The following is an 18,915-nucleotide window of genomic DNA, read 5'->3' as shown; positions in this document are numbered from 1 at the left end:
AGACAAGAAAGGCGACCCCGGGGTCGCCTTTTGTCTGTCTGCTCGGGATGGACTCAGAGCACCATGGCGGCAATCCAGCCGAAGATCACCAGGGGGATGTTGTAGTGGATGAAGGTTGGCACCACGCTGTCCCAGATGTGGTCGTGCTGACCGTCGGCATTGAGGCCCGATGTGGGGCCGAGCGTCGAGTCGGAGGCGGGGGAACCCGCGTCCCCCAGCGCGCCCGCGGTGCCCACCAGGGCGATGGTCGCCATGGGCGAGAAGCCGAGGTGGATGCACAGGGGCACATAGATGGTGGCGATGATGGGCACGGTGGAGAAGGAGGAGCCGATCCCCATGGTGATAAGCAGGCCCACCAGCAGCATCAGGAAGGCCGCCAATCCCTTGTGACCTGCCATCATGCTGGAGACGGACTGCACCAGACTCTCCACCCCGTGGGTCTCCTTCATGACGGCGGCGAAGCCTGCTGCGGAGATCATGATGAAGCCGATGAGGGACATCATGCGCACACCCTGGGTGAAGGCATCCTGGCTCTCGCGGAATTTGATGACGCCACCGCAGGTGAAGATGATGAAGCCTGCGAGCGCCCCCAGCACGATGCTGTTGGTCATCAGTTGCAGGCCGAGTGCCACGGCGATGGCCAGCAGGGCTACCCAGATGTGGTTGAGATTGAGCTCGACCGTCTCGGGTTCGGCGGCCAGGATCTGCTCCAGATCATACTGACGCGGCTTGCGGTAGCTGAAGAAGACGGCGATGAGCAGGCCGAGGAACATGCCGAATACCGGGATGGCCATCGCCAGGGGCAGTTGGCTGAATTCCACCGGTACGCCGTTGTCGACGAGATTCTTGGCCAGGATGTTGTTCAGGAAGATACCGCCAAAGCCGACCGGCAGCAGCATGTAGGTAGCGGTCAGGCCGAAGGTGATGACGCAGGCCACCTGACGGCGGTCGATCTGCATCTGGGCCATGACATGCAGCAGCGGCGGGATCAGGATGGGAATGAAGGCGATGTGCACCGGGATCAGGTTCTGGGAGGAGACGGAGACCGCGAGCACCGAGGTGAGCAGCAGGCTCTTGACCCAGAGAATGCGGGTGCTGCTAGCATCCTTGCCGAGCTGGTTGATGACCTTGCGGGCCAGCAGATCCGTGATGCCGGAGCGGGAGATGGCTACCGCGAAAGCCCCCAGCATGGCGTAGGAGAGGGCGATTTCTGCACCGCCGCCCAGGCCGCCGGTGAAGGTGCTGAGGGTCTGCTCGAGGGAGAGTCCGCCGAGCAGGCCACCCACGATGGCACCGATGGCGAGGGAGACCACCACATTGATCCGCAGCAGGCTGAGCACCAGCATCAGCGCCACCGCGATAACAACAGGATTCATTTGATTTCCTTATGGATTGTGTTGCTGTCAGTCGTGTGAAAGCCAGCTAGTTTGCGAAAAACAGGCTAAATGTCGAGAAAAAAATCGGCGGATCCCGGCCAAGGGACGCATCTTCTGCTGGAGGTGAACGGGAACCGGGAAAATGGCCCTTCTTCGTTGCCCAGACAGGTCCCCTCATGCAGACAGGCTGCCATGGGCAGCCTGTCTGGGCAGGGGCTGGGAGTGTTCAGCCCTCGTCTTCGGTGTCCGTCGTTTCATCCGGGTTGGCCAGAGGCCAGCCTCCCAGGCTCTTCCAGCGATTGACGATGTGGCAGAAGAGCTCTGTGGTGCGCTCGGTGTCGTAGAGGGCCGAGTGGGCCTCTTTGTTGTCAAAGGGGATATTGGCGCTCTGACAGGCCTTGGCCAGCACCGTCTGCCCCAGGGCAAGACCCGAGAGGGCGGCGGTGTCGAAGGTGGCGAAGGGGTGGAACGGATTGCGCTTGAGGCCGGCCCGCTCGGCGGCGGCCATCACGAAGCCGTGGTCGAAGGTGGCGTTGTGGGCCACTATGATGGCGCGACCACAATCCTGCTCCTTCATGCCCTTGCGCACCCCCTTGAAGATCTCGGTGAGTGCTTCCTTCTCGTCCACCGCGCCCCGCAGCGGGTTGAAGGGGTCGATGCCGGTGAACTCCAGCGCCGCTTTCTCCAGATTGGCGCCCTCAAAGGGCTGGACATGAAAATGGAAGATCTGGTCAGGGACGAGCCAGCCCTGCTCATCCATCTTGAGGGTGTGGGCGGCTATTTCCAGCAGGGCATCGGTCTTGGCATTGAATCCGGCGGTTTCAACATCGATGACGACGGGGTAAAAGCCGCGAAAACGGCCCTTGAGGGTGTGAACGGCGTCGGTCATGGTATCTCGGTCGGCGTGAAAGGAGGCGGCATTATGGCAAAAAAGCGTGCCCTTGTCCCTTATCTGCCGCCATGGGACGGCAAGAGGGCCATTTTGAAACACCTGTGCTTATAATTGGCGACGTCAACCATGGAGGGAGAGGACGATGAAGAAGCTGGGATTGGCACACAAGATGATGTTGGTGGTCTGTCTGCCGCTGTTGGCCCTGCTGTTTTTCTCCGGCCGGTACGTCTACGAACGTTATCGGGTCGAACAGGAGATGAGCGGCGCCCTGGTCGCGCTGGCGGTGGTGAAGGAGGCGGCGCAGCTGGCCCATGAGCTGCAACGGGAGCGCGGCATGTCGGCCGGCTTCCTCGGCTCTGGCGGCAACAAGTTTCGCGATGCGCTGCCTGCCCAGCGCAAGGTGGTGGACAGCCTGTTGCAGCGTTTTCATCAGGATCCTGCCTTGCTGGCTCTGACGGAGGTGCAGCAGGGAGTGGCGGGACTCACCGCCATGCGTGAGCGGGTCAGCGCCCTGGGGGTCGAGGTGGCGGAACAGGTCGGCTTCTATACCCGCCTCGTGACCGCCTTGCTGGCGGTAGTGGACAAGATAAGCGTCGACAGCATGGATGCCACCATCGCCCTGCAGACCAATGCCTACGCCGCCTTCCTGCAGAGCAAGGAGCGTGCGGGGCTGGAGCGGGCGACGCTCAGCAACGTCTTTGGCCGTGACAGCTTCACGCCTGCGCTGTTGCAGCAGTTCATCTCCCTGCTGGCGGCCCAGAACACCTATCTCGAACGTTTCCAGGCGGTGGCGAGTCCAGCCCAGCGTCAGTTGCTGAACGACAGCCTCGCCTCACCCGTGGTGGCCAAGGTGGCCGCCATGGAGAAACTGGCCCTGGACAAGGCGGCAAGCGGCAGTTTTGGTGTCGATGCGGAGGCCTGGTTTGCCTTGAGTACCGACAAGATAGGCCTGCTCAAGGAGATAGAAGACAGCCTCTATCAGCAGCTCTTCGAGCGGGTTGAACAGATGCGGGTCGGGAGTGCCAGTGACTTCTGGTGGGGGGCGGCTGGCGTGTTGCTGTGCATCGTCCTGACCACCTTCGTCTGCTGGCGGGTGGTGCGGGATCTGCATCTGGGCTTCATGGCCCTGCACCAGACCTTCAAGCGCCTGGTGCAGGAGAACGACCTGACTGTGCGGGTCGACTGGCGATCCGGGGATGAGCTGGGTGCCCTGGCGCGGGATCTGAACCATTTCCTCGGGCACCTGGAGAGTTTGCTGCTGGCTGTGCGCCACTCCTGTGACGTGCTGATACGCAGCGCCGCCAGCTCGGCCGAGGTCATTGCCGAGGTGAATGCCGGCGTAGTCAGGGGATGCGGGCAGGTGGATCTGGTGGCGACTGCCGCCACCGAGATGGCATCGACTGTCGCGGAGATTGCCCGCAACGCCACCCAGACCTCCCAGGCGACCCAGCAGGCCATCGGCCGGGCGAAGCAGGGTGACAAGGAGGTGGATCAGACCATCCACACCATCCAGCAGGTCGCGGGCACGCTGGTGGATACCCGGCACCTGGTGGACAGCCTGCATCGGGATACCGAGTCGGTGGGGGAGGCCTTGAGCCTCATCAAGCAGATCTCGGACAGAACCAACCTGCTGGCCCTCAATGCCGCCATCGAGGCGGCCCGTGCCGGTGAATCCGGGCGCGGCTTTGCGGTGGTGGCCGACGAGGTGAGAGCGCTTGCCTCCCGTACCCAGCAGGCGGCGGATGACATAGAGCGGATGCTGGGCCGCTTGCGCCAGGGGGCCAACGAGGCGGTGGCTGCCATGCACACGGGCACCGAACAGGCCGGCCTTAGCGTGACGGAGGCCAAACGGGCGGGGAGCGAGCTGACCGACATCGTCAACGAGGTGCGCAAGGTGAGCGACATGACGGCCCAGGTGGCCACCGCCACCGAGGAGCAGCGTTACGTGACCGACGACATCCAGCAAAACGTGATGACCATCCGTGACGTGTATGAGGCCCATCGCCAGCACTCCCATACCCTGCAACAACACAGTGCCGAACTGGATGCCCTGGCCCGGGATCTGGCGGGACGCATCGCCAGCTTCAAGCTGATGGCCCCTTCTTCCCCCCACTGAGCGTTTTGACCTAAAGCTTGTCCTGCCGCTGCCGATAGATAATTCGAGATAGTGTGGAGGACAAGCCGTTGAATGCTTGGGTGTTGGGGTTGATCAGCATATCAGTGAGTATGCAGTTGCAGGCGGGCGTGACCGAATTTGGCGCCGGTCTGGATCAATCCGTCTGGCGCCTGACCTCTGATACCCAGGTGGAGTGCAGGCTGGAGCATCCTATTCCCCGCTGGGGAACCGGGGCCTTTGTCAGCCGGGCCGGGCGCAAGATCAATCTGGATTTCGAGCTCAAGGGGCAGCGACCCCAGGCGCGTACCCAGACAGTGAGCCTCGGGATCATGCCCCCCAGCTGGCGTCCCGGGGTGGCCGGGCGACAGATCAGCCAGTTGCAGTTCTATCAGCAGTTTGACGGCCTGGTGGCGGGGCAGACCGCCTGGACCATGTTGGACGAGCTGGAAGGAGGGCGTATGCCGACTTTCCAGTATCGCGACTGGTATCGTCAGGACAGGCCGGTGCGGGTATCGCTCTCGTCGGTCAATTTCAGGGTCAAGTACCAGGCGTTCATGGACTGCCTGAGTGGCTTGCTGCCCTACAGCTTCAACGAAATCGCCTTCAGCGTGCTCTCCTATGACAAGAACAGCGATCAGTTGTCACCGGCCTCCAAGCGGCGGCTGGCGATGATCGGTGATTATGTGAAGGCAGACAAGAGCATCGATGTGGTGGTGATCGACGCCTACAGCGACAGCTATGGCGGCCGCTGGCCAAACCAGAAGCTCTCCGAGAAGCGGGCGGATGCCATCAAGCAGGTGTTTGTGGATCTCGGCATCGAGGAGGGCAAGATCTCGGTGGAAGGGCACGGTGAGAAACAGCACGTGGCCTCCAACGAAACGGAAGCTGGCCGAGCCAAGAACCGCCGGGTGGTGATCAACATGGGACGCAACGGCACTATCTGATCCCGCTGAGTCATCGAGAGGGGCGGGATTTTCGCTGTAGTCAGGAATAAAAAATGCCAGTCGGCGAACCGACTGGCATTTTTTTCGCGGGTATCCGGGATTACTTGGCCAGGGATTCCGGCAGGTTTTCGCGGATCTTGCCGAGCATCTCTTTCAGCACGCGGGGGTTGGCTACCACGATGTTGCCGGAGTTTTCGTAGTTGTGACCACCGACGAAGTCGGTGACGATGGCGCCGGCTTCTTTGGCCAGCAGCTCACCGGCGGCTGTGTCCCAGGGTTTCAGGCCGATTTCCCAGAAACCGTCGACGCGGCCAGCGGCCACATAGGCGAGATCCAGCGCGGCGGAGCCAGCACGACGGATGTCTGCACACTCGATGAACATGCTCTGGAACATCTTCAGGTAGGGTTCGATGTGGTGCTTCTGCTTGAACGGGAACCCGGTGGCCAGGATGGTGCCGGAGAGCTCTTTGGCCTTGCCGACACGGATGCGGTAGCCGTTCAGCTGGGCGCCGCTGCCGCGGGTGGCAGTGAACAGCTCGTCACGGATGGGATCGTAGACAACGGCTTGTTCGGTCTTGCCCTTGACGCGCAGAGCGATGGAAACGGCAAAGTGCGGAACGCCTTTGACCAGGTTGGTCGTGCCATCCAGTGGGTCGATGATCCATTGGTAGTCCGGATTGGTACCGGCAATCTCGCCAGACTCTTCAGCAACGATGCTGTGTTCCGGGTAAGATTTTTTGATGGTGTGAATGATGGCCGCTTCGGCGTCACGGTCAACGTTGGTCACGAAGTCATTGCTGCCTTTCTGGATAATCTCGATGTTCTCGGGTTGAGAAAAGGCTTTTACTACTACTTGACCGGCGTTGCGCGCAGCGCGCACGGCGATATTCAGCATCGGATGCATAGGTTCACCACTGGATGTTAAAGAACGGGGGATAAAAGGACGCGACATCTTACCAAGATATTCGGGAATAGCAACTGCTATGCCCTCATTCGGTCAGGGTGGTGACTGACAGATCTGACGGCTCCAATAAAGACCTGTAATCAACTAGTCTTATCGCGACAGCCGGATAACAGGCTGTGGTGAGCATAGGGATATGAGCCATGAATCTGTCATTAGTTAGTCAGAAACCGTCGTCGCCGACGACTCTGGGTGTGTTGGCCGCACTGCGTGCCGCCAGCGAAGAGAGCGATTATGTCACCGAGGTCCGGGTGGCACAGCCCCAGCAGTGGCAACCGTCGAAGGACGAAGCGGCGATCCTGCTGCTGGAAGAAGAGGGCGCTGCCTGGCCTGTTCCGCTCTGGCCAGCAGGAGGCAGTACACTGGGATTGCCGGTGCTTCCCCTGTTGGTGCATCGACAGTATGAACATACTCCACAGGGGCCGGATGTCCGGGATCCGCATTTTTATTTCGTTTCCAACGGTATTCTGCTGGATGAGGCCGAACTGGCGGATCCTGCCTGCAGCCTGGTGCTGCAAAGCAAGTTTGAATCCTATTTCCCGCTGCTTTCCCGTCTTATCTTGCTGCGCCAGCGCCAACCAGGGGGACTGAGCAGCTAATCATCTCCCCCTCGATGCGGGCTGTTCAAGCGGCACAATATTTGTCATAACTGACCGACATTGTGCCGCTTTGCTATGGCCTGCGCAGCGGCTCACTGTGTGTTCGTCGACGGAGGTGACATGAAGGTTTATGAGTTGAGACGAGCCCCCAATGCCCGTCGGGTCAGAATGTTTCTGGCGGAGAAGGGGATCGAGATGGAATATCAACAGGTCGATCTGGGGGCGGGGGAAAACCTGGCGCCCGCCTTTTTGACCAAGAACCCGGCCGGGCGCATTCCTGTGCTGGAACTCGATGACGGAACCTGTCTGAGTGAAACCCTGGCCATCTGCCGCTATTTTGAAGAGCTCCACCCCGAGCCGAACCTGTTTGGCAGCACCGCGCTGGAGCGCGCCACCATAGAGATGTGGAGTCGCTTCATCGAGTTCAACCTCTGGTTGCCGACCGGTATGGCGTTTCGTCATATCACCGGTTTTTACAAAGACCGGGAGCGGGTCTTCCCCGAATGGGGGGAGGAGTGCAAGCAACAGGCTCAGATCTGGTTTGACAAGCTTGATGCCCGTCTTGCCGAGGTGCCCTATATTGCGGGGGAGCGCTTCACCATCGCCGACATTCTTGCCCTCTGTACCATTGATTTTGGCAAGGTGGTTGGCCTGCGTATCACCCCCGAACAGCCCCGTTTGCAGGACTGGCATGACCGGGTGAGTGCCCGGCCCAGCGCCCAGGCCTGATCCTTTCCCCTGAACGTTCAAGGAGTCCAAGATGATAGAGTTGTACACTGCCGCCACGCCCAACGGGTTCAAGGTGTCGATCGCCCTCGAAGAGCTGGGGCTGCCCTACAAGGTCATTCCCCTTGATTTCGCGACCATGGAGCAGAAGAAGCCCGAGTTCCTGGCCATCAACCCCAATGGCCGCATCCCGGCCATCATCGATCGGGACAATGGTGACTTCGCGGTGTTCGAGTCCGGCGCCATCCTTATCTATCTGGCGGAAAAAACCGGCAAGTTGCTGCCGCAGGATCCCAAGCGCCGCTCCCAGGCCATCCAGTGGCTGATGTTCCAGATGGGAGGCGTCGGTCCCATGATGGGGCAGGCCAACGTCTTCTATCGCTATTTCCCCGAGAAGATCCCGGCCGCCATCGAGCGTTACCAGAAGGAAGGGCGACGCCTGTTCGAGGTGCTCGACGGCCATCTGGCACACCATGAGTATCTGGCAGACGAGTACAGCATCGCCGACATCGCTACCTGGCCCTGGGTGCGCATCCACGACTGGAGTGGTATCTCCATCGAGGGGTTGGTGCATTTGCAGGCCTGGATGGCACGCATGGAAGCCAGGCCCGCCTGCCAGAAGGGTATCACCATTCCACCGCGCAATGAGAGCCCCGAGGATCAGGTCAAGCGGGCGCAGCAGATGGTGACTCGCTGACGCCATCATGATGGCCCTGACGGGCCATCTTTTTTATTCCCCTTTGACTCCCCGTTGTTTGACGATCTGCATCGCAGTCGCTTTTTGTCTTTCAAATAAGCCATTTATCAAAAATCAAAAGTCATTCTTCCTGATTAATTGTTATGTTATAACGTTGCCTCTTTGGTTGATGAACATGAAGCTTGGATGGAAAGGATGACAAAAAAATGCACCGCAGCCGGGTGGTTCGCCCTGGCTCTGATGGCAGGAACGACTGCAGCCGACGGCAAACCGCTTGCCATGGTGGGGCCTTGGGAGATCCACAGTGTCGACCCCGCCAGCAACGGGGTCTTCTTTACTCGCATGCAGGTGGCGGAGACCCTGGTGGATGTCGATGGGAAAGGCAATCTGCAACCCGGGCTTGCCAGTGAGTGGTCGCGTAGCGATGACGGTCTGCAGTGGCGATTCACATTGCGCCCCGGGGCCCGTTTTCACGATGGCAGCGAGGTGAGCGCCGAGCAGGCCGCTTTTGCCCTGCAACAGGCCTGGCGCAAGCCCGGCGTGATGACCAGCACTCCCATTGCGTCCATCGGATCTGGAGATGGCGTCTTGAAGGTCACCCTGAGCGAACCCTTCGCCTCCCTGCCGGCCGTGCTGGCCCACCCCAGCACCCAGATCCTGGCGAAGGCCGCCTACGATGCCAAGGGGGAGGTAACCCAGGTGATAGGCTCTGGCCCCTACCGCATCACCCGCCTGCAACAACCCCAGCGGATAGAGACTGTGCGTTTCGACGGCTGGCAGGGGGTCAGGCCCGCAATCGAGGTGGTCAGCTACCTGACGGTGGGGCGTGCAGAGAGCCGCACCCTGATGGCCGAGAGCGGTCAGGCCGACATCGCCTGGGGGCTGGATCCGGTCAGCATCCGCCGCTTGCAGCAGGCGTCACGGGTCTCCATCGCCTCGGTCACCCTGCCACGAACCATCCAGCTCAAGCTCAATGGCGCCGATCCCCGTCTGAGTGATCCGGTGGTGCGCCGTGCCCTGAGTCTCGCCATCGATCGTCGTGGTATGGCAGCCGCCCTGTTGCGGGATCCCGAGATGGCGGCAACCCAGCTCTTTCCTCCCACTCTGGGGGAGTGGCACCAGCTCGGGTTGACGCCGCTTGCCTATGACGTCAAGGCGGCCCGGGCGGCCTTCGAGGCGGCAGGCTGGCAGCCGGGGGAGGACGGTGTGCTGCGCAAGGGGGAAGAGCGCTTCGCCCTGACCCTGCGTACCTTCCCTGACCGTCCGGAGCTGCCGCTCCTCGCCACGGCACTGCAGGCGCAGTGGAATGCGGTGGGGGTGGATCTCAAGGTGGCGGTGGGCAACTCGAGCGAGATCCCGGCGGGCCATCAGGACGGCTCGCTCCAGCTTGGTCTCTACGCCCGCAATTATGCCCTGGTACCGGATCCCCTGGTCACTTTGCTGGGGGACTTGGCCCCTGCCGGTGCGGACTGGGGGGTGATGAACTGGCACTCCCCGGCCATGACGCAAACACTGACCCGCCTTGCCACGCAAGCCTTGTCGCCCACAGACGCCGCCGCGGCTCGCCGGGAGATAGCCACGACACTGCAACAGGAGTTGCCGCTCCTGCCCATCGCCTGGTACCGCCAGAGCGCGGCGGTCAGTCGGGGGCTGGAGGGGTTTGAACTCGATCCCCAGGAGCGCAGCTATGGCCTGGACAAGTTGACATGGAGCGCACGATGACAGCGACCCCCTTGTCTCGCGTCATGGTGATACTGGGTCAGCGTCTGATGCAGGCGCTGGTGGTTGCCCTGCTGGTGGCCGGACTCTGTTTTCTGATGGTGCAGTCCCTGCCCGGAGACATCGCCTTTCGCATCGCGGCGGGTCGTTATGGCTATGACTATGTCACCGCCGAGGCGGCCAACGCGGTGCGCAGCGAGCTGGGGCTGGCCGGCTCGGCCCTTGCCCGTTTTGGCGACTGGCTGTGGGCCTTGCTGCAAGGGAATCTCGGCAGCTCCCTGGTGACGGGCGCACCGGTCGCCACCGACGTGGGTCATCACCTGGGCGCCACCCTGACGCTCGCGAGCGCCTCCGTGGTGCTGGCGCTGGTGGTGGCGCTGCCGCTTGGCAGCCTGAGTGCGCTGCGCCCGGGGGGATGGTGTGATCGCCTGACCCTGGGCTGGAGCGTGCTGATGCGTGCGTTGCCCCCCTTCTTGCTCGGCCTGGTGCTCATGGTGATGCTCTCGGTGGAGCTGGGCTGGGTCAGTGCGGCAGGGCACGGGGAGGGGAGCAACCTGCTGCTGCCCGCCCTGACCCTGGGATTGGGGCTCTCCGGCGTGCTCTCTCGGGTGGTGCGTGAAAGCGTGCTCACCGTGGTGCAGTCCGGTTATTACCGATTTGCCCTCACCAAGGGGCTTTCGCCGGCCCGGGTTTTCTGGCGCCACGGTCTGCGCAACACCGGGGTCAGCATCATCGCCTACACCAGCGTGCAGCTGGTGCTGCTCATCGAGGGGGTCGTGGTGGTCGAGAGCCTGTTTGCCTGGCCCGGGATCGGCCATGCGCTGGTGCACGCCATCTTCTGGCGCGACATCCCCATGGTTCAGGGGACTGTGCTGGTGCTGGCGGTGCTCTTCGTGCTGCTCAATACCCTCACCGATCTGCTTTGTCTTGCCATTGACCCCCGTGGTCCCAAGGAGTTCTGATCATGTCGTTGTCTGTCAAAACGGGGCTGGGCCTGCTCCTGCTGGTGGTGTTGTTTGCCCTGCTGGGCCCCGTGCTCTGGCCCGATCCGGCGGCTCAGGATCTGGCACAGTTTCTGGCTGATCCCTCCTGGCAGGAGCCCCTCGGGCGGGATCAGATGGGGCGCAGCCTGATGGCGCGCCTCGCGGCGGCGACCCGGCTCTCCCTGCTGCTGGGACTGCTGTGCGTCATCACGGCGGCGCTGCTGGGGTCATTGCTGGGCTGGCTCTCGGCCTGGCGCGGCGGCTGGGTCGACGGTCTGCTGCGCAGTCTGGCCGACGGCGTGCTGGCCCTGCCAGGCCTGTTGCTGGTGCTGCTCTTCTCCGCCATGGCCCAGGGGGGCTTTGCCATCCTCTATCTCGGGTTGGCCATGGCCCAGTGGGTGGAGTATTACCGGGTGGTGCGTGCCCGCAGCCGGGGGCTGCTCGCCTCGCCCCAGGTGGAGGCGTCCCGTCTGCTGGGATTCGGCCATGCCCATGTGGTGCGGCGCCATCTCTGGCCCGAGCTCGCCCCCCAGTTGCTCACCATGATGGCCTTCGGCCTAGCGGGTGCCATTCTAACCCTCTCTACCCTGGGCTTTGTCGGAGTGGGCATTCAGCCGCCCACGCCCGAGCTGGGGCTGATGATGACGGAGGCGCTGCCCCACTATCAGGAGGCTCCCCGTCTGCTACTGGCCCCCATTCTTGTCATGGGGCTGATGTTGCTGGCTCTGGTGCTGCTTCATCAGACGCGCGGCCTTGACATGCCATCTTCACAAGGAGCCACCTCATGACGGCCATTAAAATCAAGGGGTTGCAGGTCGATGATGGCCAGAAAACTCTGTTGCAGGCGCTGGATTTCACCATTCATCCCGGCACCGCCCTGACCCTGATCGGGGAGAGCGGTTCGGGCAAATCCCTGTTGGCTCATGCCCTGATGGGGACGTTGCCAGCCCCTCTGACAGGCCGGGGTGAGATGGTGTCGGGTGGCCGCCATCACAACCTGGCCGACACGCCTCGCCTGCGCACTCTCTGGGGGAGGGAGCTGGCGATGCTACCCCAGGAGCCGGTGCTGGCGCTGGATCCCACCATGGGGTTGCTTGCCCAGGTGGAGGAGGGGTGGCTGCCAGGGGGTAAGGAGGCCCGATCGCGGGCCCGCGCCGCCCTCGAGTGGCTTGGACTGGCCGGGCGGGAGGGCGCTTTTGTACACCAGCTCTCGGGAGGCATGGCCCAGCGCGCGGCCTTTGCCGCCGCCACCCTGGGGGAGGCCCGTCTGCTGGTGGCCGACGAGCCCACCAAGGGGCTCGACAGCCAGGCCGCAGCCAGGCTGGGTGCCTTGTTGCTGGGCTACCTGGCCCGTGGACGCCATCTGCTGACCATCACCCATGATCTCTCCCTGGCTCGCGCATTGGGGGGCTGGGTGCTGGTGGTCAAGGGAGGAGAGATCGTGGAGCAGGGGCCCGCCGAGCGTGTGCTGCACACGCCATCCCATGCCTATACCCGGGCCCTGCTGGCGGCGGAGCCCTCCGCCTGGCCCGAGGCGACCATCCCTCCCACCGGTGACTGGCTCATCCGCGGGAAGGGGCTTGCCATGGGATATGGGGATCAACCCCTGTTCACGGGGCTCGACCTTGCCCTGGCGCAAGGGGAGCGAATGGCCATCATGGCGCCGAGCGGCGCGGGCAAGAGCACCCTCGGCAACGTGCTGCTGGGTCTGCAACGCCCCCTGCAAGGGGAGGTGCTGCGCCGGGAAGGGATAGCCCCCTGCCGCTGGCAGAAGCTCTATCAGGATCCGGTGCTGGCCTTTGCCAGCCGAGTGCGCCTCGCCACCCAGTTCGATGATGTGCTGCGTCTGCACAGGCTGCCTCGCCATCGGCTTGTCGACTATCTGGCCCGGTTGGGGCTGGATGAACGGCTGCTGACGCGCCTGCCAAACCAGGTCTCGGGAGGGGAGCTGCAGCGGCTGTCGCTTATCCGGGCCCTGTTGCTGCGCCCCGTGCTGCTGTTCGCCGATGAGCCCACGTCCCGGCTCGATCCCCTGAGCCAGCAACAGACCATCGCCTGTCTGCTGGAGGAACTGGGAGAGATAGGCTGCGCCCTGCTGCTGGTGACCCATGACGAGGGGCTGGCCGGCAAGGTTGCTCCTCGTTGTCTGAGACTGGGGGAGGCGGGTACCCCCATGTTCGAAGGCGCGTCGGCCGAGGTGAGAAGAGTGGGATAAAGAGGGGACAGGATGAATCCTTCCCCCATGATGAGATGACAGTGACGGGGCCTTGGGCCCCGTCGCATTAGAAAAACTTGGGTAAGCAGATTATAAAGTTTCGTTCGTTTTTTGTGATATGAATCACTAATATTGTCGTAAGCCAGAGAGCGTCCTGCTGCTGGCGGGTGCGGGTCCTCCGCCTTGTTCCTCTTCAACGACCTTTGTCAGACACCTCCTGCAGATCCCTGCCCGGAGGGTGGCGGCTTTTTGATCTTTTTCGGACGACAGTATGTATCGGCACAGCTTCTATCCCCTGTTTTTCCTGACCATTCTGATGGTCGCCGTGGGTCAGATGACCCAGACCCTCTATGTGCCCTCCATTCCCATGATGGCGGGGGACTTCCATGTGGCCTCCGGCCAGATGCAGGCGGTGATGGCCTGCTACCTCATTCCCTACGGCCTCTCCCAGTTCGTTTATGGCCCCTTGTCGGATCGCATCGGTCGTCGCCCTGTGCTCATCATCGGCATGATGATCTTCCTGGTCGGCACCCTCACCATCCAGCTGATCCCAAGCTTCACCGCCCTGCTGGCGGGCAGCCTGATCCAGGGGCTGGGCACCGGGGCAGGGGGCGCCATGAGCCGGACCGTAATGCGCGACCGTTACAGTGGCGCCGAGCTCAACCGTGCCAACAGCCTGGTAAGCATGGGGGTCATCTTCTCCCCGCTGCTGGCACCTGTGCTGGGCGGCTGGCTCACCGAGCTGTTCAACTGGCGTGCCGGCTACTGGTTCCTATTCGGTTTTGGTGCCTTGACCACCCTGGCGCTGCTGGCCTGGTTTGGGGAGACGCTGCCAGCATCCGCCCGCCAGCATTCGCTGCGGGTGGGCGCCGCCTATCGTCATGTGCTCGGCAACCCGCGCTTTCAAGGCAACCTGCTCTGTCTGATGGCCACCTTTGCCGGCCTCGCGGTGTTCGAGGCGGCGGCCGGGGTGTTGTTGGGGGACGTGCTCAAGCTGAGTGCCCGCACCGTCAGCGTACTGTTCGTGCTGCCGCTGCCCGGTTATCTGTTCGGCGCCTGGCTTTCCGCCAGACTGAGTTTTCGCCTGAGCCAGGGCAAGCTGATGCGCCTTGGCATCGCCTTCCTGGCCCTGGGGTCGCTCATCATCCTAGTACCCGGGTTGCTCGGCATGGTGAGTGCTGCCTCCCTGGTGGGCGGGGCTGCGGTCTACTTCATTGGCAGCGGCATCCTCTATCCGACCGCCACCTCCTGTGCCATCGAGCCCTTCCCGGGTCAGGCGGGCACCGCGGGAGCCGTGCTCGGGGGCATGCAGAATCTGGGGGCTGGCGTGGTAACCCTGCTGGCCGCCAGCTTCCCGATGACGGGGCAGGTGACCCTGGGGGCCATCATGACGGTGATGGTGCTGATCGTGGCCTTGAGCTTTGTGTGGCTGCGCCACCACGGCGCGCCCCACGAGCAGATGGCCGTCTGACACGGCCAAGAGCCCGCCCCGTTGGCGGGCTTTTTACTGCCTCCTGCCGGGTGGCGAGACGCCGCAGTCGAGTGGAAGGGGGTTGCCGCGCAGGCAAAGAAAAAGCCCGTCGTGATGACGGGCTTTTTTGGGTAGGTACCCCGGAGATGCCGTTGCCGGTTTGGGCCCTTGAACCGTCGGTTCAAGGCGGAGATCTAATCTGGCCGCAGGCTTCTCGGTCGGGCCGAGCATGCTCAATAGCCAGAAGGCAGACCCCCTGTTTGGTATGAATATCGGCTCGGGGACTTGAACCGGCTGACAAACACTCCAGGGAATTTCAAAACTCGGTGCGATTAGGGCTGTTGCGCCTCTTCGCTGGATTCACCGTATTGTCCGTGCTCGATCAAGGCGGCTTCGATGGTGCGTTGCAGCATCTTGATCCGCTTGTCCATGGTCTCAGAGTATTGGTGGTTTTTCTCTTTTTCAAGGCAGAGCTCATGACAGAAATTGAGCGCTGCCATGACGGCCAGCTGTTCGTTGCTGGAGACCTTGGAACGTTGACGAAGCTCGATGAGCTTGTCGGTCAGCTGGTCGGCGGCCTGGCGCAGGGCATCTTGTTGTCCCAGGGGACAGGACACCTTGTAGGGACGTCCCAGAATGACGATTTCTACGGCCTCTATGCTCATGCCTTCCTCAATACGGCGGGGATGATTTCCGCCTTTATCCACGTGGACAACTGGGCGGGACTATATAGCGCAGATGCAGAAGTTTCAAGGCCTTGCTGGCTCTGGCAGGGGGAGAATGCTAGGATCTCGGCCATAAATTCTGCATATTTGCCTGAACTTTGAGCGGATCCTAGATGAGCAAAACAAACCCCCTGAAATACGCCGCCGTGGCGGACCTGATGGCACAGCACGACCTCATGGCGACGGCCGTCGAGGCCCATGGCGTGATCTGCGGCCTGGTGTGCGGTGGCGTGGTCCTGGATGACAAAAGCTGGCAGCCCCATTTCAATGATCTGATCAACGACGGTTTCGGCTTGCCGGCACCGGTGCGCCAGGTGATGACCGACCTCTATCACGAGGTGATCGAGAGCCTGATGGCACAAAAGGGCGTCGAGCTGCTGCTGCCAAGCGACGAGGCGCCGCTCGATGAGCGCATCGACTCGCTGGTGGACTGGTCCCAGGCCTTTCTGGCCGGCTTTGGCGTGGTCCAACAGGAGCTCTCCAAGGCATCCGAAGAGCTGCAGGAGATGATTCAGGACATCGCCAGCATCACCCAGGTCTCTGCCGAGTTAGATCAGGAAGATGAAGAGAACGAAGCCTCCTTCCTGGTGCTCTACGAACACGTGCGCCTCGGGGTCATGATGGCGTTCGAGGAGTTTGGCAAGCGCCCGGCCGCGCCGAGCACGCCGCCGACCCTGCACTGATCTGCCCGCCCAGCGGGTCAATGAAAGAGCGCATCACGGCGCTCTTTCTGTTTTACAAGGGGTGAGAGCAGGGGAGGTACTCTGCTAACCCATGGTGCCAAAGCGGTTTTTTGCCCGTGGCTTCGCATCCCGTCCGCCACCTTTGTGGTAGGATTGGCCCACGTTTTTTCGCCTATGCCCTCTTCTCATGTCTCAATCTGATCTGGTTCACGTCGACGTGGCTATCGTCGGCGGTGGTATGAGCGGTGCCGTGCTGGCCCTCTCCCTTGCCGCCCTGAAAGGACAGGATGGTGCCCCCCTGCAGATCCTGCTGCTGGAGGCGAGTGCGCCCGAGCTCAATGCTCATCCCGGTTTCGATGCCCGTGCCATCGCGCTTTCCGCCGGTACCTGCGAGGCGCTGGCCCGTCACGGCCTCTGGCCGCACCTGGTACCCCACTGCTCCCCCATCACCCATATCCATGTGTCGGATCGGGGCCACTGTGGCCAGACCCGGCTGTCGGCGGCGGAGTATGGTCTACCCGCCCTCGGTCAGGTGATCGAGCTGTCGGCGGCGGGCATCGTGCTGCAAGAGGCGATCGCCGCCTGCCCGCAGATCCGTATGTTGTGCCCGGCCAGGCTTGAGGCCATCGACCCCGACGAGGCGGGAGTGACGCTCGCCCTGGAGGGCGGCGCGCGCTACCGCACCCGGCTGCTGGTGGCGGCCGACGGGGGCCACTCCTTCGTGCGCCAGCATTTCAAGATGCCGGTCAGTCGCCACGATTATGGCCAGAGCGCCATCATCGCCACCGTCAAGACCGCCGAGGATCCCGCCGGACGGGCCTTCGAGCGCTTCACCGATGGAGGGCCGCTGGCCCTGCTGCCCATGCAGGACGGCCTCTCCTCCCTGGTGTGGAGCGTGCCGCGGGACGAGGCACAGGGGCTGCTTGCACTGGATGACGCCGCCTTTCTCGCCCGTCTGCAGCAGGCTTTTGGCTGGCGCCTCGGGCGCATCGAGCGTACAGGCGTGCGCCACCTCTATCCGCTGGTGCTGACGGTGGCCGACTACCCGCTGGCCCAGCGCACCGTGCTGGTGGGTAACGCCGCCCACCTGCTGCACCCCATCGCCGGTCAGGGGTTCAACCTCGGCATGCGGGATCTGGACGTGCTGACCCGGACCCTGGCCCGTGCGCTCGCGGCGGGGGAAGACATCGGCGGCTTTGAGGTGTTAAGCGGCTACTGGCAGCAGCGGCGGGACGATCAGGCCCAGACCGTCTGGCTCACGTCCTCCCTGGCCCAGCTCTTCTCAAACCATCACGCTCCCCTGGTGGTGGGCCGCAATCTGGCGCTCTCCCTGATGGGCAGAGTGCCCTGGCTCAAGGCACCGCTCGCCTCCCGCACCCTGGGATTCGTGGGCGAGGTGTGCGGCCAATAAGCGCTGTCGCCCCGGCGGCAAAGACGATTTCGAGCAAGAGGCACGCCTGTGGGCGTCGCCTCGCAGATCCTGGCGACTCGCCCGGAAAGGACACAAGAGAATGCAGATGCAAGATGTGGATGTGGTGATCATGGGGGGGGGCATGGTGGGCCTGGGGCTCGCTGCCGCCTTCAAGAACCGGGCGATCAAGGTGGCTATCGTGGAAGGCCGGCTGCCCGATGCAACGCTCGGTGAGACGCCGGACAACAGGGTCAGTGCCCTGAGCCTCGCGAGTCAGCACATCCTGCAAGGGGTCGGCGCCTGGGACGGCATAGTGGCGCGCCGCTTGCAGCCCTACGAGAAGATGCAGGTGTGGGAGCAGGACAGTTTCGGCCACATCGATTTCGATGCTGCCAGCCTGCGTCAGGGGGCCCTTGGCCACATCGTCGAGAACCGGGTGATCCAGCTTGCGCTGCTGGACGCCATCGCGGGGGCCAGCAATATCCAGATGCTGACCCCGGCCCGGGCCACCAGCCTGCAGTGCGGGCCAGCGGGCGCCCTGCTGCTGCTGGAAGATGGCCAGGCCCTCTCGGCCAAGCTGGTGGTGGCCGCCGACGGCGCCCACTCCTGGGTGCGCCGTCAGGCCGATATCCCGCTCACCAGCTGGGATTACGGTCATCACGCCCTGGTGGCGACGGTGCGTTGTGCCGAGCCCCATGAGGCGGTGGCGCGCCAGATCTTCACCCCCCAGGGGCCGCTCGCCTTCCTGCCCCTGTGGCAGCCCGACCTCTGCTCCATCGTGTGGTCTGTGCCCGCGGCCCGCGCCGAGGCGCTCTGCGCCCTGGATGATGACGGCTTCAACCGCCAGCTCACCGCCGCCTTTGATGGGCGCCTCGGGCTGTGCAAGGTGGAGGGGGCTCGCAGCGCCATTCCGCTGACCGCCCGCTACGCCCGCGACTTTGCCCGCGAGCGCCTGGTGCTGGTGGGGGATGCGGCCCACACCATCCACCCGCTGGCGGGGCAGGGGGTGAATCTGGGCTTGCTGGATGCCGCCGCCCTGGCGGAGCAGATCCTCATTCATCACGGCAAGGGCGCGGACATCGGCCTGCTCGCCAACCTGCGGGGCTACGAGCGCTGGCGCAAGAGCGAGGCGGCGCGCATGCTGGCGGCCATGGAGGGGCTCAAGCGACTGTTTGCGGGCAGCAACCCCCTCAAGAAGCTGGTGCGCGGGGTGGGGCTTCGCACCGTCGACGGTCTTGGCCCCCTCAAGCAGGGCATGATCCGGGCCGCCATGGGGCTGGATGGGGAGCTGCCCACCCTGGCCAAAGGTGAAAAAATCTAATATTACCCCGGGGTTTTAACAAAAAAACTAATCTGACAGGGCGAGATGCCCCTTCGGGGTGTCAGCCTTTAATGTT

At 63.0% G+C, this 18,915-nt stretch carries 17 protein-coding genes and 1 other RNA gene; 13 read left to right on the top strand and 5 right to left on the bottom strand.

Features of this window, described 5'->3' with window-relative positions; translation table 11 throughout:
- Positions 1-53: 53 nt before the first annotated feature.
- Both PG879_RS07030 and rnt read right to left on the bottom strand, forming a co-directional pair.
- Positions 54-1,376, bottom strand: coding sequence for a Na+/H+ antiporter family protein (locus PG879_RS07030; protein WP_103858439.1), 1,323 nt, complete (start codon positions 1,374-1,376; stop codon positions 54-56).
- A gap of 226 nt (positions 1,377-1,602) precedes the next feature.
- Entirely contained in the window at positions 1,603-2,265 is a 663-nt protein-coding gene (gene rnt / locus PG879_RS07025) for a ribonuclease T (RefSeq protein WP_010675098.1), read from the bottom strand.
- 145 nt (positions 2,266-2,410) lie between these two features.
- Between rnt and PG879_RS07020 the strand changes: the two genes are divergently transcribed.
- Positions 2,411-4,384, top strand: a complete 1,974-nt coding sequence (locus PG879_RS07020; RefSeq protein WP_162540591.1) for a methyl-accepting chemotaxis protein — start codon at positions 2,411-2,413, stop codon at positions 4,382-4,384.
- 68 nt (positions 4,385-4,452) lie between these two features.
- Positions 4,453-5,328 (top strand): flagellar protein MotY, encoded by an 876-nt coding sequence (locus tag PG879_RS07015; protein ID WP_270829950.1) that lies wholly within the window; start codon positions 4,453-4,455, stop codon positions 5,326-5,328.
- Positions 5,329-5,428: 100 nt separating this feature from the next.
- Here the strand turns inward: PG879_RS07015 and suhB are convergent, their stop codons facing one another.
- Complete coding sequence (gene suhB, locus PG879_RS07010) at positions 5,429-6,232, bottom strand: inositol-1-monophosphatase (protein ID WP_270829949.1); 804 nt, start codon at positions 6,230-6,232, stop codon at positions 5,429-5,431.
- Between the two features lie 200 nt (positions 6,233-6,432).
- Between suhB and PG879_RS07005 the strand changes: the two genes are divergently transcribed.
- From PG879_RS07005 to emrD, 8 genes are all read left to right on the top strand, one after another.
- Positions 6,433-6,888 (top strand): hypothetical protein, encoded by a 456-nt coding sequence (locus tag PG879_RS07005; RefSeq protein WP_080990068.1) that lies wholly within the window; start codon positions 6,433-6,435, stop codon positions 6,886-6,888.
- 120 nt (positions 6,889-7,008) lie between these two features.
- Positions 7,009-7,617, top strand: a complete 609-nt coding sequence (locus PG879_RS07000; RefSeq protein WP_052816369.1) for a glutathione S-transferase family protein — start codon at positions 7,009-7,011, stop codon at positions 7,615-7,617.
- 31 nt (positions 7,618-7,648) lie between these two features.
- A complete protein-coding gene (locus PG879_RS06995; RefSeq protein WP_052816370.1) occupies positions 7,649-8,311 on the top strand; it encodes a glutathione S-transferase family protein in 663 nt (220 codons plus the stop codon).
- A 195-nt stretch (positions 8,312-8,506) separates the two neighbouring features.
- A complete protein-coding gene (locus PG879_RS06990; RefSeq protein WP_270829948.1) occupies positions 8,507-10,033 on the top strand; it encodes an ABC transporter substrate-binding protein in 1,527 nt (508 codons plus the stop codon).
- Positions 10,030-10,992 (top strand): ABC transporter permease, encoded by a 963-nt coding sequence (locus PG879_RS06985; protein WP_052816372.1) that lies wholly within the window; start codon positions 10,030-10,032, stop codon positions 10,990-10,992. Before PG879_RS06990 ends, PG879_RS06985 begins: the two co-directional genes overlap by 4 nt.
- A 2-nt stretch (positions 10,993-10,994) precedes the next feature.
- Entirely contained in the window at positions 10,995-11,801 is an 807-nt protein-coding gene (locus tag PG879_RS06980; RefSeq protein ID WP_010675089.1) for an ABC transporter permease, read from the top strand.
- Positions 11,798-13,228 (top strand): ABC transporter ATP-binding protein, encoded by a 1,431-nt coding sequence (locus tag PG879_RS06975; protein WP_052816373.1) that lies wholly within the window; start codon positions 11,798-11,800, stop codon positions 13,226-13,228. The genes PG879_RS06980 and PG879_RS06975 overlap by 4 nt, the downstream gene beginning before the upstream one ends.
- Before the next feature lie 271 nt (positions 13,229-13,499).
- A complete protein-coding gene (emrD, locus tag PG879_RS06970) occupies positions 13,500-14,699 on the top strand; it encodes a multidrug efflux MFS transporter EmrD (RefSeq protein WP_109112651.1) in 1,200 nt (399 codons plus the stop codon).
- A 133-nt stretch (positions 14,700-14,832) separates the two neighbouring features.
- On the opposite strand, the gene ssrS is transcribed toward emrD, so the two are convergent.
- Together ssrS and zapA are read right to left on the bottom strand one after the other, a co-directional pair.
- A non-coding RNA gene (ssrS, locus tag PG879_RS06965) (6S RNA) lies at positions 14,833-15,015 on the bottom strand.
- A gap of 16 nt (positions 15,016-15,031) precedes the next feature.
- A complete protein-coding gene (gene zapA / locus PG879_RS06960; protein WP_010675086.1) occupies positions 15,032-15,364 on the bottom strand; it encodes a cell division protein ZapA in 333 nt (110 codons plus the stop codon).
- Between the two features lie 173 nt (positions 15,365-15,537).
- On the opposite strand from zapA, the gene PG879_RS06955 reads away from it, so the two are divergent.
- From PG879_RS06955 to PG879_RS06945, 3 genes are all read left to right on the top strand, one after another.
- A complete protein-coding gene (locus PG879_RS06955; RefSeq protein ID WP_270829945.1) occupies positions 15,538-16,107 on the top strand; it encodes a UPF0149 family protein in 570 nt (189 codons plus the stop codon).
- Between the two features lie 187 nt (positions 16,108-16,294).
- Complete coding sequence (gene ubiH, locus PG879_RS06950) at positions 16,295-17,518, top strand: 2-octaprenyl-6-methoxyphenyl hydroxylase (RefSeq protein ID WP_143237669.1); 1,224 nt, start codon at positions 16,295-16,297, stop codon at positions 17,516-17,518.
- 100 nt (positions 17,519-17,618) lie between these two features.
- A complete protein-coding gene (locus tag PG879_RS06945) occupies positions 17,619-18,839 on the top strand; it encodes an FAD-dependent 2-octaprenylphenol hydroxylase (protein ID WP_270829943.1) in 1,221 nt (406 codons plus the stop codon).
- Positions 18,840-18,915: the final 76 nt, after the last annotated feature.

Source organism: Aeromonas sp. QDB63 (assembly GCF_027707425.1).
Taxonomy (GTDB): Bacteria; Pseudomonadota; Gammaproteobacteria; order Enterobacterales; family Aeromonadaceae; genus Aeromonas; species Aeromonas caviae.
The sequence above is the reverse complement of the archived record's forward strand: the minus strand, read 5'-3'. Positions and strand labels throughout refer to the sequence as shown.